The following is an 18052-nucleotide window of genomic DNA, read 5'->3' on the forward strand; positions in this document are numbered from 1 at the left end:
AGAGATCAGCAGGCTTCGCTTGAACCAAGGCTAGCCAGCATGGTGTCCGGGCCTCTTTTCGCCCCGGGGGAGTAAATCGTATGGGACTACCAGCTATTCCTGATGCCTATCTGGTGCCGGCTATTTTGATTCTGACGTTTGTGGTCTCGGCACTACTCAGCCTGATTTTCTGCGGTATCGCCAGGCTGCTCTTTCCTAAGTTCCGCAGCGGCGAGCACAAACCTGGCCACCACCGTTCCGACCTGCGCTCGGATCTCCCGGCCAGCGGACGCGAGATTAAGACCATTGAGCTACCTCTGGTCGGCGGGCCTTCGTTTACGCTGGCCATGTTGATCACGGGCCTGGTCGCTGGCTACCTGCTCTTCCGTTCTGGCGAGCAGTGGACGCTCCTGCTGATCGGCCTGGGCGCTACGCTCGGCTTTATGCTGATCGGCCTGGTCGATGACTGGCACAAGGTCTATAGCAATGAGGGCCTCTCAGAACGGGCGAAGTTTACGAGCTTGTTTGTGCTGTCGGTGGCCGCAGGAGCGTGCTATTTCTTCCTGACGCCAAAGGGGCCGGAGTCCTACAGTCCCTATATTGGACTCCCCATTATCGGCCATTTGATCTGCCCAAATGCCAGTCCCGAGATGAGCGCTTGTGCGCTGCATCCGGGTGAGCTGGCTTACTATGCCTGGCTGGTCTTCCTGGTGCTGATGACCGGCGTGACCGGGAGTGTGACCTCTCTGGCTGTGGATTTTAGCGATGGGCTGGATGGGCTGGCTGGTGGCCTGGTCTTTAGTGCGGCGCTGGCCTTCGGCATCGTGACCACCGGTATTATTGACCGCCCCGAGGGCCAGGTGGTCGAGGTGCTCTCTCTGCTCTGCGCCGGCAGTACGCTCGGCTATCTTCCCTGGAACTGGCCGTCAGCCTGGGCTGCACGCGGGCGGCGTAGCAGCTCTAAACGCCTGGCGCAGATCTATATGGGCGATAGCGGGGCTTTGGCGTTGGGCGGTTTGCTGGCAATGATTGCCATTTTCGATCGTCAGGAGACGCTGCTCTTCCTGGTGGGCGCCGCCTTCGTCCTGGAGGGGCTGTCGGCTCTCTCTGCCCGGTTGATTACGCGCTTTTATCGTCGCCAGCTACACATACTGCGTTTCGCCAGTACGCGCGAGTTTGTTCCTCATACGGAGTTTCCCCGACCTTTCCTGGCCACGCCCTTGCATCACCATTTCGATCTGCTGGGCTGGGATCGGCGCCGTCTGGTCTATGGGGCCTGGGCCTTGGGCGCTTGCTTTGCCGTGCTCGGGGTGATGGTCGGTCTTGCTCCTGAAACCTGGCAGCGTTACCTGGGCCGTATCCTGGTTTTGCTCCTGGCCTGGATCGTCTGGTCCAGTGGTTCGTGGACTCGGCGCTACTTTGTGGGGAAGCATCCCCCTGAGCGTTCGCGCCGCCGGCGCCTGGCTCTCTACTATGGGTTCCCCTATCGTATTATGGGTATTCCGCTCTACCACCTGGTGGAGGTGATCGAGGCCAGTGAGGATGTCATCGAGACGCCGGCTGAGGAGTTGGCGCTCTGGCAGCGCATGACCATCTTCGATGCCCGCGCTATGCTCGGCCTCTATTGCTACCGCGCTGGCTATTATCCCGCGGCCCTGGCACAATGGACCAGAATTCCCGCCAGCAACCGGGCCCTGCGCCCGGCCATTGCTCGCCTGCTGGAGGAACTGGACAGTCGCCTGGCCCTGGAGAAGCAGGAGACGCAGCCAATTAAGCGAGAGGACCTGCTGAGACATCAGGAGCCACCGCTGATCACGGGAAATCTTGGTCCGGCAGATGTGCCTAATCCGCATGAGCCAGTGAGCGGTACAGAGGCGGAGGCTGTGCAGGAATCCTGGCCGCAGCCAATGAGTAAGTCGGTTGAGGAGGCCACGGAGCGTCAGGTAGCTTCGGGAGGGGAGAGGTTGGCATCGGAGGCGCTTCCACGTGACCATCGCCTGGAAACCTCCCACAACGGCCATAGCGCACCAGATGCAAGACGCCTGGCTGCGATGACAGGCGCAGGCGGGCGAGAGCAGGCCTCGATTGGGAGCAGCAAGGCCCCGAACCCGGAGAGACGCGCACACTCGCCGTTGGGCTGGCTGCAGCGTTTCTTGCACCGCGGCGCACGCTCCAGCCATCCTTCACAGCAGCATCTCTCGTAAGGTGAGTCGGACCGCTTCAGTCTGGCTCTGCTGGCGCCTTTTCTGCCAGCCCAGCCATCGTCGAGGAACGGCATCCCAGGCCATTGTTGAGCCTCGGCGATGGCTGCTTTTGCGTGTCGCCAGTTGTCGCCCTTGCCTTTCTGGCTCAGGAAGCCTCTGAGGCGGGGTCGGCTTGCTCTTCAAGGGCAATGAGCGCTGCCGTGTCAGTCAGAGCATCGACCTGACCCCCTTCCTCCGAGAGAAGGCTTTCAAGGCGCTGCTGGAGGGCGCGCCGGGCGGGATGCCCAAGACGCTGGTCCAGGAGGAGGGCCTGAGTCCAGTGTTTCTGCGCCAGGGCACGCTGATCCTGGGTCCAGGCCAGGTCGCCTAGTCCCTCGTGAATAGCGCTGATTTCCAGCGGGGTTCCTAGCTCGGTTGCGAGCGCCAGCGCCTCCTCGTAGGAGGTGCGCGCCTCACGAAAAGCCCTTAACAGGCGTGCTGTATCACCCAGGCCGCGCAGAGCCTGGACTGTCAGGTGACGGGCATCTTGCTCCCTGGCCAGAGAGAGGGCTTTCTCAAAATATTCGCCGGCTTCGTGAAGAGCGCCCTCGGCGAGTACCAGGCGGCCCAGGGCGGTGAGAACCTGCGCCTGATCGATACGGTTGCCCAGGCTGGTGAAAATGGTCAGGGCTTTCTCGTAGAAGCTACGAGCTGCTCCCCAATCGCCGAGCGCGTGGCGTACTTCACCTCTGAGGCGGAGGGCCAGCCCTTCGCCAGGACGCATGCTCTGCTCCTGAAAGATCTCCAGGGCCAGGGCGCTGGCCTGATCGGCCTCATCGAGGTGCGCATGCTCCAGAGCAAGTTGGGCCTGCTGTGCCAAGGCCCAGGCGCTGCCGGTGCGCAGTCCCTGAGAGGTGAAGAGACGCTGGGCCTCCTCGCAGGCAGCCTGTGCCTCGCGATAGTTGGCGAGCGCCTGCCAGATCCGGCTGCACTCTAGCAAGGCCCAGGCGCCTCCCTCCTGGTCGCCAGCGCTTCTCAACTCCGTCAGGGCCTGACGACAGCGGGAGAGGGCTTCACGGTAGCGTCCAGCGCGACGCAGGACTGAGCTTTGTACCAGGGAGGCCCAGGCCCGCCCTTTGGGGTTGCCTCCCTGCTCGAAACTCGCTAGCGCCTGCTCCGCATAGTCGGCAGCCTGACGGAGGTTGCCTTCGTCACAAGCCAGCATGGCTAGCTCGTAGAAGGTCCAGGCAGACTCTTCTTGCCGATTCTGCTCCTGATGCAGCTGCAGGCTGCGCTTCAGGCAGGCAACGGCCTCGGTATAGCTGCCGAGCTGACGGAGAATGGCCCCCAAGCAACATTGGATCTGGCCCTCGCCCGCTTTCTCTTCGAGGCGTACGGCATAAGAGCCGGCCCGACGCAGCATGGCTAGCAGCTGGAAGGCATACCCACGCCCACACAAGGCCCAGGAGGCACGTACTGCTGTGCGGAGCGCTTCTTCTAACTCCTCAGCCCCTACAAGGTGCTCAAAGGCGGCAAGCCACTCCTCGGGACTGGGATGGGGTAGCCCCAGGTAATAGGCCGCGACTACCCGATGCACGCGGCGACGTTCTTCAGCAGGGAGGTAGGAGAGGGCAAAATTGCGTACCTGCGGGTGAATGCTGTAGGCCCTCCCATCGAAACCCATAAATGAAGCGCGCACCAGCTCATCACGGGCGGCCCGCCAGTTGGTAGCGAGCTCGCAGGGAACTATTGCCCCAGCTCCGCACGGCTCGCCTGCCGACCTTGTCTGCTCTTCCAGCGACTCGGCAGCAGGCATGGCAGGGGAGACCAGGGCGAGATCGAGCGCCGCTCTCTGGGAATGATGGGGAGCTACCAGCATGCTGATTTGATTGGCCCTGAAGGGCAGACGAAAGGCAGAGAGATAGGAGAGGAGCAGACGCGCTGCGGGCGAGAGACGCAGATAGGCCACCTCCAGGGCGGCCCAGATCCCCGCCAGGGGTGTCTCACGCAGCTCATCGCGGATCTCTTCGAGCGAGCGCGTGGCTGCTTCGGGCGTAAAGACTTTGCCGCCGATGGAGCGGGCGGCGCCAAAGATCAGCTCTGCGCCTAACGGATAACCATCCAGGAGCGTGCAGATCTCACGCAGAATCTCTTGCTGGACTGGATCGTCCAGGTGAATGCGCTTGCCCAGGCCGCTCTGAGCCGCCAGCTCGCTAAAGAGGCGGAGCAGGTCCTCATCGGTCATCTTGCCGATAGGATACTCATACCAACGCCAGGCGGCCCCTTCCTGCAGACCGAGCGTGGCTGGATGGGAGCGCGAGGTCAAAAGCACGACAACTCGCTCGGGCAGCTCACCAAGGAAGCGCAGCCAGAGCTTTGACTCAGTCGGATCGGTCACTTCCTCAAAGCCATCGATGAGCAGCAAACAGGGCAGTCCGCGATCCGTGCGAGCATGCAAGGCATTGAGTAGATGACGCGCTCGCTGACGCAGATCCGGGATCAGCTGCAAGCGTCTGGCCAGGTCGGGGAAGGCGCGAGCCATCTCGACGACGGCCTCGGCAAAGGTTTTTCCTCCCTGGAGCGAAATGCCTATGACGCCCCCGGTGCCCGGAAACTTGTCGCGGTTGCGCCGCGCCACCTCAAAGGCCAGGGCGCTTTTGCCGATCCCAACCGGACCAGTCAGCACAATCTGGCGCAGATTCGCACGTGGCTGTTGCTGGCGCAAATCAGAAGGTTCTTCCCCGGTCTGCGCCGCTGCGGTAATCAGCTGGGTCAGCTCTTTTATCTCGCGCTCGCGCCCTACAAAGCAAGTCGGGATGGGGAAATCTGTCAGGGCCAGCTCATGCTCTTCCGCCTCTTCCTCCTGGGCCAGCAGAGGTACCGGATCCTCACAGCCCGGACGGGCGTGCCGATAGAGGACCGGGATAAACCAGCCATTGTGGTAGGGAGAGAGCAAAGCATGGCGAGCACGGGAAAGGGCTTCCTCTAGGGTGCGACCGCTCGCCAGAGCCTCATAGAAATGGTAGATGAAGACCGGACTGAGATTGTCCTGGAGCAAGAAGGGCATCGCCACGACCGCCGGGATCTGAGCCGTGACGAGGGCCGTGGCCAGCGAGCTGTCCAGCGCCACCTGCCGCTGACGGGAGCGCTCACGCTCCAGACGCGCCGTTTCGCAGGCTGCCAGGACTACCAGGCGCACATCGCTAGTGACGAGCAGTTCACGCAGAGAGTGAGTATCGATGTAGCAGCGCTTTCCCTGCTCATCACAGAAACAGAGGTAGGTTTGAGCACTGACGCGCGCCAGCGAGGTACCGCAGGCTCGACAGCGCCGCTCGTCAGGCTCGTTGAAGGCCCCACATTCCTCGCGTGGGCAGACGCGCCCATAATCGCCGTGGCCATCAAAGTGGACGACATAGCAGGGGATTTGTACTTCGCTGTCGTCCAGGATGCCAGCACCGCCATAGGCATTGAGATAACGCACCAGCTCGCTAAAGGTGCACGGCTCCAGACGGTCAAGAATCAATTGGCCGGCCTCCACGAGACGCGCCAGACCACGGCGCAAGGCATCGTAGCTGCGCTCGATCTCCAGCGGCTCCCCGTCAGTAGGAGCTGCTCCAATGTAGAGAACGCGCAAAGGTGGATGCACCGGCAGCTCACAACCTCCTGGCTCGTCGGGACGCAGCAGGATGCGGGTCAGGGTAAAGACGCCAGTGGCCACCAGGAAATAGTCTCCGTTGTGCAATAGCTCCCAGGGATAGGGAATGAACTCATCACAGCCAGGAGCAAAGCTAAGGGTGAGCGCTACTGTGCCACGACGGCGGAGGGTGCGCTGAATCACGCTCTGTAGCAGGCCGCCAACGTATTCAGCCCGCTCACGAGCACCAGCAGGGAGAGCGCTCGCCCGTCCCGACCTACCAGGCAGCCAGCCACAGAGGGCCGCAAAGAGCCGCTCACCGATTTCGCGTTGACCCTGCCCATCGATCTCTTGGCGATCAAGGCGCTTCAGTAGCATGGTAAGGGAGCGCGAAGTAAACGGGGGAACGAAGTCGCCTTCGACACTCTTCCCGGACCAGTTATCTCGGACCTCTACGCAAAAGCCGCCCTCAGTGCGGGTGCGAAAGAGTATGTTTAGTGTCTCACCCATCTGTGCGGTCACTCTTCTCTTCCATAATGGCAGCGCGCTTTACGACGCGGACTTTTTGGAGAAAGGCTTCAGCCATTATAAAAGTGCTCTGCTTCAATCTTAAAGTATAGCACAGAAAGCAGCATCTGAAAGACGAGATCGGTGGTGCCAGGGTCGCATCAGGGATGCTCTGTAGAAGGTGCAAGCCCTGTCCGGCAAGAATCAGCGCCGTCGAGACCACCTCTCTCTCCTCTCGCCCAGGCTCTTTCAGGCCCCCAACCAGGGACAGGCCGGGGACCGTCCAGCCCCCACTTTCACTTCCACCCCGCCCCTACCCCAACGGCCTTCACAGCGAGCCGGGGCCAGCACGGCCCGAAGCCTCCGACCTGGCTATTCACCCCAGAGGAGTTCAATCTTGCCGAAGCGTACCACATCACCCACCTGAACGCCGGCTTCTTCTAAAGCACGAGTCACCCCCATCTTCTCTAGAGTTACCTGCAGACGGTTCATACTCTCTCTACTATCGAGGCGCGTCATGCTAACAACTCGCTCGACACGCCTGCCTCGCACAACGAAGACGCCGTCCTCTTTACTAATGGTAAAGGCATCTTCTGGGAGTGGGCGCAAGACAGGGCCCTGCACAGGAGGCTCAGCAGCCAGTGTTTGCTGCCGCTGCTCCTCGCGCTTGATCTCCTCCAGGCGCCGAGCCACGGCCTGCATCAGCTCGGTCGTTCCCTGATGGGCCGCTGCCGAAATGGCAAAGGCAGGATAGCCGGCATCTTCCAGTCGCTGCTTGAGGGCCGGCCAGCGCTCCCGTGCCTGGGGCAGGTCCATTTTGTTGAGCACCACGATCTGTGGGCGGCGCGCGAGCTGGCGATCGTAGCTCTCCAGCTCGCGATTAATCGCCAGGAAATTCTCCCAGGGATCGTTTTCAGCAGCGCCATCAAGCAGATGGATGAGGAGGCGCGTACGCTGGATGTGGCGCAAGAACTCCAGTCCCAGGCCCGCCCCCTGGGCCGCTCCCTCGATCAGGCCCGGAATATCGGCCAGCACAAAGCTCAGGAGGTCGGCACTGCCAGCCTGGCCTAGCTGGACCACGCCCAGATTCGGTGTCAGGGTGGTAAAGGGATAATCGGCGATTTTGGGCCGGGCCGCCGTGACGACCGAGAGGAGCGTCGATTTGCCCGCATTCGGATAACCGACCAGCCCCACATCGGCAATCAGCCGCAGCTCCAGCACGAGCCAGCGCTCCTCGCCCGGCTCACCGTTCTGAGCTTCGCGCGGCGCCTGATTGGTTGGGGTAGCAAAATGAACGTTGCCCAGGCCCCCACGCCCACCACGCGCCACCATCACCCGCTGCCCATCCTCTACCAGGTCTGCCAACAGCTCCCTGGTCTCGGCATCCCTGACCAGCGTGCCACAGGGCACAATCAGCTCGATATCTTCACCGCTGGCACCGTGCATACGCTGCCTCCTGCCAGGCTGCCCGTTACCAGCTTTGAAATGCTGATGATAACGATATTCAATTAGGGTATTGACTGCCGCGCTGGTCCGCAGATAGACGCTCCCTCCTCGCCCACCATCGCCTCCGTCTGGCCCCCCACGCGGTACATACTTCTCACGGCGAAAATGGATCGCTCCGCTGCCTCCATCCCCAGCTTTGACAAAGATCTTGACTCGATCGTAGAACATAGATGCCATCCTGCAACAGCACAGGTATTGCTTTGCTTGCCTTAGCCTTGGGTTATAACGCAGTGTTATACTATAGCACAAAGCGCGTTGCAGGAAAAGGGGGCCAGGCCAGCCCCTTGTCTGTTCAACCTGTCACGCCCCCAAAAACAAGCCAGCGCCAGACTCGCGGTTGCCCTTCGAGTCTGGCGCTGCTGCTATCTCTCACAAGGTTCACGATGTCGGGGCTGCCCCTCCACCGTCTGAGGGTCAGGCCATACCGTCCTCGCCGCTCAGGGGAGTATCGACCAGGTGCTGCGAGATAAACCAGACATGCATCTCATGCATTCGAAGAATATCAGACATCAACATGTCGTTGGTGCCATAGTCTTTCAGTTGCTCCGTTAGCTCGATTCCCTGGCGCAGGCCCTGAATCACTGTGCGATGAGCCTCCAGCAGGCGGGCCAGCATAGAGGGGACACTCTCGGCCCCAGTGGGGGGGCGTTCAATTCGCGTGCGCTCGGCGACATCGAAAGGCATACCGAGGGCTACGCCTCCCAGCATCTGGATACGCTCCCCGATCAGGTCAACTGTCTGCAGGATCTCCTCAGCATGCTTATCGAAGAGCAGATGAAGCTGATAGAAAGTAGGACCGGCTACCTGCCAGTGATGTTTCTTGTAGAGGTGATAGAGCGTGATGGTGTCGGCCAGCAGCTGATTGAGCATGGTAATGCTCTGCTTGCGAGCCTCCTCGGGCAGCTCAATCGGGAGCTGGCGCACCTGTTGGGGCGTCTGAATCTCGTACATGCGCTGCTTCAGGCGCGGCTGACCCTCAAATGCTGTCTTACCAGTAGTATGCGTGCGCGTCGTCATATGCCCAACCTTTCCTTTCCTGATCCTCAAGCTCAGGCGTTCGCTCACGAAGTCAGTAATTACTCTCCAGAGAGGATACGCGCCAGCAGCTTACCTGGTTTCAGCTGTTCGCTGCCAGCAGTAAGGTTCCTCTGAAAGCAAGACGCCCGCCGTCAGGGGAGCAGGTAGGGAACAGCGCCAGGCGGCTGGCTGCTGCCCTGCCCTGCAGAGATTTCTCTCCCCTGAATGGCGGACGGACGTGGCAGCTCTGTGATCCAGGCTTTGAGGTGCCGGGAGACCTCTTCTCTTCCTGCTCAGTCAAGGGCTGCCAGCGCTACCGCTTCGCGACTGTCAGCTCGCTCGGGATAGAGGATCAGGCGGGCACCGCGCTGGAAGGTGAGGTAGGCCCAGGCCCATTGGAAGAGGACCAGGACCCGATTGCGAAAGCCAATTAAGTAGAAAATGTGGACGGTCAGCCACAATATCCAGGCCAGGAAGCCAGTCAGGCGCAACCGACCGATCTGCAGCAGGCCCCAGGCCCGCCCCACCGTGGCCAGGTTTCCCTTGTTGACATAGTGGAAAGGGGCCGGCTCTTGACCGGCCAGGCGCTGGAGAATGGCCCGCGCTACATAGCGGCCCTCCTGCATGGCAACCGGCGCGAGACCAGGCAGAGGCTGCCCCTTCTCTTCGAGATGAGCCGTATCGCCAATGACAAAGATCTCGGGATGGCCCGGCACGCTGAGATCGGGATTCACCTTGACGCGCCCGGCTCGATCAACCTCGGCCTGGAGCCAGCGCCCCGCTGGCGAGGCCTCTACACCAGCTGTCCAGATGATTGTCTTGGCCGGTAGATACTCCCCCCCGATCACAACGCCGTTCTCGTCGACAGCCTCCACCGGCGCCGAGGTGCGCACTTCGACGCCCAAACGGTTGAGAGCACGGCGCGCCTTCTCGGCCAGCTCCGGCGGGAAGGAGAGCAGGATGCGTGGAGCCGCCTCGACCAGGATGATGCGCGCCGAGTGGGGATTGATCGTGCGAAAGTCAGAAGCCAGCGCTTTATGGGCCAGCTCGGCAATGGCTCCCGCCATTTCAACGCCTGTCGGGCCAGCCCCTACCAGCACAAAGGTCAACAGGGCGCGCTGTCGATCGGGATCGCTTTCCATCTCAGCGGCTTCAAAGGCCAGCAGAATCTGCCGGCGCAGGCGCGTGGCATCCTCTAGCGTCTTCAAGCCGGGAGCGTAGCGGGCCCACTCTCGATGGCCAAAGTAGTTCTGACCCGCTCCCGTCGCGATGATCAGGTAATCGTAAGGGATGCTGCGCTCTCCTCGCTCGTCCAGGAGCACCCGCCTCCCCACCGTGTCAACACCAGTGACCTCGGCCAGCAGTACGCGGGTATTCTTATTGTGCCTGAGCACATGCCTGATAGGAGCACTGATGTCAGCAGGCGAGAGGGCGGCTGTAGCAACTTGATAGAGCAAAGGCTGAAAGAGATGATGATTCGTGCGATCAATGACAGTAACTCTGACAGGAGCTTTTCCTAAAGCCCGCGCCGCCTGCAGTCCACCAAAGCCCCCCCCGACAATGACGACGTGAGGGAGATGCTCCTGCTCTCTATGGAAGGAACCACGCCAGTCTTCCCCTGCCAGGGTAGCAGGGTATTCCGGCGGGATAAGATCGTCCGCTCGTTTCGGCATGGCAGTTTTCCCTTTTCTCTCTCGGGAGAACAAAACGACGATGGCCAGCTCTACGCCCCATCGTCGTTCTCTGACACGGTCTGATACCCACCCAGGGCAGACGCGATTGCCCTGCTATTGAGCAACCTCTCATCAGCAGTAGAGGACCTCGTTGCCTCTCTCCAAAAGAGAAAACACGATGATCCCCTGCCTGCATTCCAACCAGGACCTACCGATTAGCTCCAGGCACACGAGAGGCGCATCTGATCCGCCGGGCTGAACTTTGTGAGTGGCTGCGCGGCCCTTAGAGGCGGCGTCTCCAGACTGTGGCCAGCGCCAGCGGCTCCCGCCAGCTGAGGAAACGGCCCCCTTCGCCCTGCTGGTGCGGTGTGAATTCAAAAGGCACTGGCAGCTCCGGCAGATGGGTGCCCGGCACAGCGCTGAGCTGGAGCGCCAGCTGCGCAAATTGCCCATAGGAGAGCGGTGTGACCTCACTCCAGAGCTTCTGGCCCAGCACGCGAACCGCCGGTTCGATTCGGTCGTCAAGCTGGGCATCGCTGACCACGTTGAGCTTGTCATTCCAGAGGGCGAACATGGCCCCCAAGAGATGCGGATCATTTGGCGCCAGGTTCAAATGGGGGTTGGACAGATCAAAGATGAAGGGCTGCCAGCGTGTGTAGAGCGTTTTGGTGTCCAGATAGTCGTGATAGTAGCCGGCACGCGGTACGATGTAGAGCAGATTGTCGTTCATGTTGATCACCTGAAAGCCCTCACGTACCATCTGCACCGGATTGGCCCAGCGATTGTTCCAGATGTCCAATACAATATTGCGCGCAACTGCTATGCGGCTTTTCATGAGCGAGAGGCTGCCCCACATGCGCACCGTTTTACCTTTGCCGCTGAGAAAGGTCGCCAGACGGTTGACGAAAGAGCGATAGCGATCGGCATCATTGAGGGCATACTCATCAGCGCCGATATGCACCTGGCTGCTGGCAAACCAGGGGAGGAACTCACTCCAGAGATCCTCAACGAAGCGCATGGTAGCAGGATTAGCAAGATTGAGGAATTCTTTAGAGGCGTGGGGACTGGCCAGATCAGGACGGTATTGGGTCAGGGCCAGATCGTGCGCTGGGGTATCAATTTCGGGAATAATGGTAACAGCATGGGTCTGGGCCAGCGCCTGCAAGGAGGCCATGTCTGTCCAGCTATAGGCTCCATCACGCGCTGCCAGGCCGGGAAAGCGCGCGCTCTGGAGCCGGAAGGCCGCATACTGCCGTCGCCAGTCAGTCCGCTCCCCAGCTCCCGGGGCGTTGTCATTGAGATGAAGCTGGAATTCGTTCATCTTAAACCAAGAGAGGAGCCGCACGTAGTCCTCTAGCAAGGCAGGAGAAAAGTAGCGCCGCCCCACGTCCAGCATGAACCCCCGTACGGCGTAACGGGGGTAATCGCGCGCCAGGCCCCGTGCCAGTTGGCTTTTGAAAGGGTCCTGCATGAGCATCTGAAGCACCGTGCGCGTGCCGTAGAAGACCCCCGCCTCGGTATGGGCGCTGATCGTCAGGCTATCGGCGATCAACAGGACATAGCCCTCGCGGCCAATCTCTGAATCATTATTCTTCAATGTAAGTAAGAGATCGCCGTTGCCAGGAGCCTCCTGTGTAATGATAGGCAAACGCAGACCGGAGACGGCCTGCAAATCTTGCTGGAAGACCGCGGCAGTAGCGCGCAGGCGGCTCGCTGAAGAAGGATCAAGGACGATGCGAGCCCCGGAGGTCAAGCTAAAGGTTCCCAGGCCCCCATGCCATTCGCGCAGCGTCGGGATCACCAGGGGAGGAGGATTCACAGAGGTAGGCAAGGAGGCCAGAAAAATTGCCAGGCGGGCCCCCACCAGGAAGAGGCCCAACAGGGCCAGCAGCAAAGCGCCAGTCAGGCGCCAGGTCAAGCGCCAGTGGACTGGAGGCCATCCATTCTTAAAGAAGGCCAACTGAGGCAAAATCACAAGCAAGCTCTCCGTGCAGTTACCAGGATAGTTCGTGTTTCATTGTAGTACCTGCCATCCGCTTTTACTAGTAGGGAGAGCTGATTAGCAGAATAGTACCATATAGCCCTTTTCCTGGTGAGAGCCGAGAGCCTGAGTCAGGACAGGAGAAGAGGGAGAGCCAGACGAGCCAGACAAAGAGCGGGTCCGAGAGAAAGGCAAGGCCTCCACGAACAATGATCAGGAAAGCTTGTACCCTCGGGCCCGCGTCAGGAGAGTATGGATGACGGCTCGACCCGAGCGATCTACTCAGCGATCGGCTCGAGTTTGACGCCAACGCGCTCGCGCTTCAATTCGTAGAGATTCGGCTGCTGCAAGGCCCAGTAGAAATGGTCCCAGTACTCGCCGGCCTCAGCGCCACGCGGGACCTGGATAATCACCGGGCCATAGAACCCCACCTGTGAGCCTTCCAGGGCAATGGTTGGCACGCCAAAGGCGTGGTAGCGCTCGACCGCTTCCTGGTGATCAGCCTCTACCTCACGGATGGTTGACTCGTCAGCCAGCGCCTCATCGACCAGGCCCGCATTCAAGCCGGCCCGCTCCAGGGCGGCGCGCACGCCAGCCGCATCAGAGATACTCTCACGGCGACCATGCAGGGCCGCACCCAGCGCCAGATAATAACGTTCCACTCCTTCATTGCCTTCGCGGCGCCGCACCAGAGCCAGCGTGCGCAGGCCAGCCCAACCATGATCTTCATAATTCGGCTGCGCCCCCTCCTTGCGATTGACTAGCTCCAGGCTGAAGAAGCGCCAGGTCACAGCCACAGGGCGAACCTGGCGCACTTCGCGCATCCAGAGCGCCGTACGCCAGGCTAGCGGGCAAAGCGGATCAAAATGGAAGTTCAGCTTAATGGGAGTGGCAGATGTTTGCTGAGCCATAGGACGCTAAAGACTCCTCTAGCCGATGGGTAAAGTAACACAGTGGTGTTGCAAGAGGCACCAGAGAACAAAATGACTGCTATCACCATATAATCTGGAGCGTAGACCTGTCAAGGCCAGGGAGAGCGCGACAAAGCAACAGACCAGAGACCGGGCCCCGAGTCCTTGCTCCTGGCCCTCCCGCGCCTGCTTTGCCAATGTGTCAGTCACCTATTTACCTGAGCCGCCGTTTATGAGATACTGCAGAAGGCAAACATCCCTAGCATCCCTAGGAACTCAGGAGGGACAGGAAATCATGCCAGGACAGATCAAAAGCCCCGTCCGCACGCTCGGCGTCTTGACCGGCGGGGGCGATGTGCCGGGGCTAAATGCCGCCATCAAAGCACTGGTCTACCGGGCGGAGACGCTGGGGATCAGCGTCATCGGGCTCCGCTACGGCTGGAGGGGCATCACCTTCCTCAACCGCAATCGCCCACGCGAGGAGCAGATCTTCCGCGCCGAAGACCCGCAAACCTGGGACGATCACTACTTGCTGCCGCTTAACCGACTCAATACCCGCACGATCGATCGCCAGGGCGGAACAATCTTGCTCTCAACGCGCACTAATCCCGCGCGCGTGCGCGTGAGCGAGCTGCCCGAGCATCTCAAACACCGCGGTGAGGGACACGATCCGCAGGAGTATCTGGATCTGACCGATGAGGTTCTGGCCAATATTGAGTTTCTAGGCCTGGACGGCCTGGTCGTCATCGGCGGCGATGACACGCTGAGCTACGGGGCTGTGCTTGGGACAAAGGGAGTCCCTGTTTGGGGCATCCCGAAGACCATGGACAACGATGTTCCTGGCACTGATTATTGCATCGGCTTCCAGACAGCTATCAACCGCGCAAGCGAGTTCATCGGACGCCTGCGCTCAACCCTCGGCTCTCACAGCGAGACAGCACTCTTCCGCCTCTTTGGACGCGATGCCGGTTTTACCGCTCTGGAAACGGCCATCGCAACCTGGGCCGACCGCCTGCTGATCCCAGAGGTACCGGCCAATATCGATCACCTGGCCGAGCTGGTTGCCAACGACCGGCGCAATAATCCTAACCACTATTCGATCGTTGTGCTTTCCGAGGGGGCCAATCTGGGCATACCAGTGCCGGAGGTCGGTCCGGCAGACGCCTATGGCCATCGCAAGAAGGCCAACGTGGCCGAGTTCCTGGCCGGCCAGCTGAGCGAGCGCCTGCCAGGCGTGCGCTTCTTGCCGATCGACCTGACGTATATTCTGCGCAGCGGCGAGCCAGATGTCTACGATCGCCACATGGCCATCTATTTGGCTAACATGGCCATGAGCCTGGTGGAGCAGGGCATTCACGGCGCGATGGTCGGCCACCGCGAGGGCAAGATCATCTACACCGATCTCCCCGGGAAAGATAAGCCGGCGCGGCGCGTCAATCCCGATGACTACCACCCGACTCGCTATCGCCCGCGCTTTGAGCACATCACTGGCCCATATATGCCATTGTGAGATCGTGAGATCAGCAGCACCTTCACCCAGGCCGGGGCAGAACCCGCCACAGAGCGGGCGAGCGGACCCCGCGCCTCATCAGAGCGGGGCATGGCGTGGTAGGGCGCTCTTCCTATCGTATCAGCAGTAACGTAGGGGATCGGTGAGGTGTAGACAGACGCACAGCGTCGGCGTTGCCGTTGACATCAGCAAAGAGGCGGCTTCGCCGATCCCTCCTCGTGAGTTACCAGCGTTCTTTCGATTGCATCTATCCTTCCGCCCGGCTTTGCAGCGGGCCCGAGATAAGGGACCGCTCTCCCTCGCATGAGCTGGCTGGCTCTCCCGGCTGTCCACTTGGGAGTCAGGGCTGTTGCTTCTCCTTGCGCTGGCTAACCAGGAAAGAGGAGCAGGCCTTTTTCGGCAGTGCACTGCACTGCGCAGCCAGCCGCCAGGGCCGACACTACCCTGGCAGCAACCACTGATTGATGAGGACTACCCTCCGTGCAGGCCCAGGACGTCCTGGAGAGAGGAGGGGCGCATTGATTATAACTCGACTATTTGCCATGTAATTACAGGGTTCACTATCGACTATAGGTGTCAGCAGCAGCGAGTGAGGAACAGGGGAACCACGGCGTTTTGCGGGCCTGATCAGGGTCTTTCAGAGCCGGCCTAGAGGCAGCTTTAGCTATTTTTCAAACTTGACGAAAGACAGGATAATATGATAAATAAGAATAATGTTCTACTGCTAGCATCGTCAGTCCGCCCGCACCAGGGCCTTGCTACTTCCTGCCATCACGGCCATCGCCAGATTGTTCTGGCCTCACTTTGAGCTGGGTGTTCGTATTGACACTATCTGCCTTCCAAGGAGGTTGAATGGTCTATTACATCTTGGTCCCCATCGGTGTGGGACTCCTCGCCGTGCTGTTTGCGGCCTTTTTGATCAACGACGTACTGCGGAGAGATACAGGTACGCCTTCAATGCAGAAGATCGCGAATGCCATCTTCTCCGGCGCAACCGCCTTTCTCAATCGGCAGTATCGCACCATCGCATTGCTGGCGATCGGTGCGGCTGTGCTGGTGGCAGCCGCCCTGGCGCTCCTTGGCCAGGGTACGCTGGCTGTACGGTTCAATCTGGCCTGGCACACCGCTCTCGCTTTTCTGGTGGGAGCGCTCTGCTCTGGTATCTCGGGCTATACAGGCATGTACGTTGCCGTGAAGTCCAATAGTCGCACCGCCAGCGCGGCGCGCCGCAGCCTGGGCGAAGCCCTGGTCGTGGCGCTGCGCGGGGGGGCTGTTTCCGGCTTCCTGGTGGTCGCGCTTTCGATACTGGGTGTCTCTCTGCTCTTCACCATCTTTGGCGGCCTGTCCAGCCCGGCCACGACGCCGTCGTTGATCGTCGGCTTCGGCTTCGGCGCCAGCTTCGTGGCCCTTTTCGCTCAGCTCGGCGGCGGTATTTATACGAAGGCCGCCGATATGGGGGCGGATCTGGTCGGCAAGGTTGAGGCGAATATTCCCGAGGACGACCCGCGCAATCCGGCTGTGGTGGCCGACCTGGTGGGTGACAACGTGGGCGACTGTGCCGGGCGTGGTGCCGATCTCTTCGAGTCGACGGCGGCTGAAAATATCGGTACCATGATCCTGGGCGCCACCCTCTTTCAGGCCACCGGCAACATCGGCTGGATGCTCTTCCCGTTGGTGCTGGGCGCCTTCGGGCTGATCGCTTCGGCCATCGGTGTGCTCTCGGTCCGAGCTTCGGCTGTGATTGAACCCGAGAAGGCGGCTGGCCGCGATCCCGGCCAGATTGCTATGCAGCGCCTGAATATCGGCTACTATATTACCTGTGCTCTCTCGCTCGTCGGGATGTTCCTGGGCTGCTATCTGCTGCTCGGACAGAGTTCGGTCTCGGCGAACTATGGTCTGCCCGCCTGGCTCTGGTTCGCCCTGGCCGGTACGGTCGGCATTGCTCTGAGCATCGCCTTTGTCTTTATCACGCAGTATTACACCTCCGGGACCTGGCGCCCGGTGCGTGAGATCGCTGCGGCAACCCTGACCGGCCCGGCCACCACGATTATTAGTGGCATTACGGTGGGCTTCGAGTGTATTGTTGCTCCCGTCCTGGCCATCAGTGCCGCTTTGGGCCTGTCCTACTTCTTCGGGAGCCAGGTCCATATCCCGCTGGCTTCCCTGGGGTCCATCAATGTCAGCGGGATCTTCGGGACGGCTGTGGCCACCGTCGGTATGCTGATGAGCTGCGCTTATATCCTGACAATGGATACTTTCGGTCCGATTACGGACAACGCCGGCGGCATCAGCGAGATGAGTGGTCAGTCTGAGTCGGTGCGCGCCATTACGGACGCGCTCGATAGCGTCGGCAATACGACAAAGGCCCTGACGAAGGGCTATGGCCTCGGCTCCGCAGCCCTGGCCGCTTTCCTGCTCTTCAGTGCCTATCTGGATGTGCTCTATAGCTTCCGCCATGATCCGACGGTCTATCGCGTCGATCTGGCCAATCTGAGCACGTTCGTTGCCGGTCTGCTTGGCCTCGCCTTGATCTTCTTCTTCAGCTCGTTGGCAATCCGGGCCGTGGGGAAGGCTGCCGGGCGGATGATCGAGGAGGTGCGACGTCAGTTCCGCGCAAATCCTCGCATCATGGCGGAGAACCCCGATGAGCGTGTCGATCCTGATTACGCACGCTGCGTGGACATCAGTACGTCGGGTGCTCTGCGAGCGATGGTGCTGCCCGGCACGGTCGCGGTCTTGACCCCGATCGCTGTGGGCGTGATCCTTGGCCCCCAGGCGGCTGCCGGTCTGTTGATGGTGGCCACAATGGGCGGTATCGTGGTGGCTCTCTTCTTGAACAACGGCGGTGGTGCCTGGGACAATGCCAAGAAATATATTGAGGCTGGCTATCTGCGTGTGAATGTGAAAGGGGAGATTGTCCCGCCCGACGATCCCGAGGGGATTGTTCTGGGCAAGAAGAGTGAACCGCATAAGGCGAGCGTGATCGGCGATACGGTCGGTGATCCTTTCAAGGATACCGCCGGTCCATCGCTGCATGTGCTCATTAAGCTGCTCAGCACCATCACGCTGGTGCTGGCCCCTCTCTTCTACTTCCTGCATGTCTAGCTTCTAAAGGACAAGCAGGGACATAGTGGAGGTCGGTCACGGATAG

At 60.6% G+C, this 18052-nt stretch carries 9 protein-coding genes; 3 read left to right on the forward strand and 6 right to left on the reverse strand.

Going from position 1 to position 18052, the window contains the following annotated elements; translation table 11 throughout:
* Positions 1–80: 80 nt before the first annotated feature.
* A complete protein-coding gene (locus N688_RS13360; protein WP_052889743.1) occupies positions 81–2183 on the forward strand; it encodes an MraY family glycosyltransferase in 2103 nt (700 codons plus the stop codon).
* Between the two features lie 145 nt (positions 2184–2328).
* On the opposite strand, the gene N688_RS13365 is transcribed toward N688_RS13360, so the two are convergent.
* The 6 genes from N688_RS13365 to N688_RS13395 form a co-directional block, all read right to left on the reverse strand.
* The gene (locus tag N688_RS13365; RefSeq protein WP_052889744.1) at positions 2329–6306 is read right to left on the reverse strand and encodes a tetratricopeptide repeat protein; all 3978 of its coding nucleotides are present in this window, start codon (positions 6304–6306) and stop codon (positions 2329–2331) included.
* 369 nt (positions 6307–6675) lie between these two features.
* Positions 6676–7977 (reverse strand): GTPase ObgE, encoded by a 1302-nt coding sequence (obgE, locus tag N688_RS13375; RefSeq protein WP_052889746.1) that lies wholly within the window; start codon positions 7975–7977, stop codon positions 6676–6678.
* Positions 7978–8223: 246 nt separating this feature from the next.
* Positions 8224–8826 carry a Dps family protein gene (locus N688_RS13380; protein ID WP_052889747.1) on the reverse strand — a complete coding sequence of 201 codons (603 nt, stop codon included), beginning with the start codon at positions 8824–8826 and terminating at the stop codon, positions 8224–8226.
* Positions 8827–9119: 293 nt separating this feature from the next.
* Positions 9120–10499 (reverse strand): NAD(P)/FAD-dependent oxidoreductase, encoded by a 1380-nt coding sequence (locus tag N688_RS13385; protein ID WP_081838826.1) that lies wholly within the window; start codon positions 10497–10499, stop codon positions 9120–9122.
* Between the two features lie 283 nt (positions 10500–10782).
* Complete coding sequence (locus N688_RS13390; protein WP_052889748.1) at positions 10783–12474, reverse strand: family 20 glycosylhydrolase; 1692 nt, start codon at positions 12472–12474, stop codon at positions 10783–10785.
* 284 nt (positions 12475–12758) lie between these two features.
* Positions 12759–13391, reverse strand: coding sequence for a mycothiol-dependent nitroreductase Rv2466c family protein (locus N688_RS13395; RefSeq protein WP_052889749.1), 633 nt, complete (start codon positions 13389–13391; stop codon positions 12759–12761).
* 295 nt (positions 13392–13686) lie between these two features.
* Here N688_RS13395 and N688_RS13400 point away from each other — a divergent pair, with 295 nt between their 5' ends.
* Complete coding sequence (locus N688_RS13400) at positions 13687–14901, forward strand: 6-phosphofructokinase (protein ID WP_052889750.1); 1215 nt, start codon at positions 13687–13689, stop codon at positions 14899–14901.
* Positions 14902–15753: 852 nt separating this feature from the next.
* Positions 15754–18006 carry a sodium-translocating pyrophosphatase gene (locus N688_RS13405; RefSeq protein WP_052889751.1) on the forward strand — a complete coding sequence of 751 codons (2253 nt, stop codon included), beginning with the start codon at positions 15754–15756 and terminating at the stop codon, positions 18004–18006.
* The last annotated feature ends 46 nt before the right edge of the window (positions 18007–18052 follow it).

It is taken from the genome of Thermogemmatispora carboxidivorans, assembly GCF_000702505.1.
Classification (GTDB): domain Bacteria; phylum Chloroflexota; class Ktedonobacteria; order Ktedonobacterales; family Ktedonobacteraceae; genus Thermogemmatispora; species Thermogemmatispora carboxidivorans.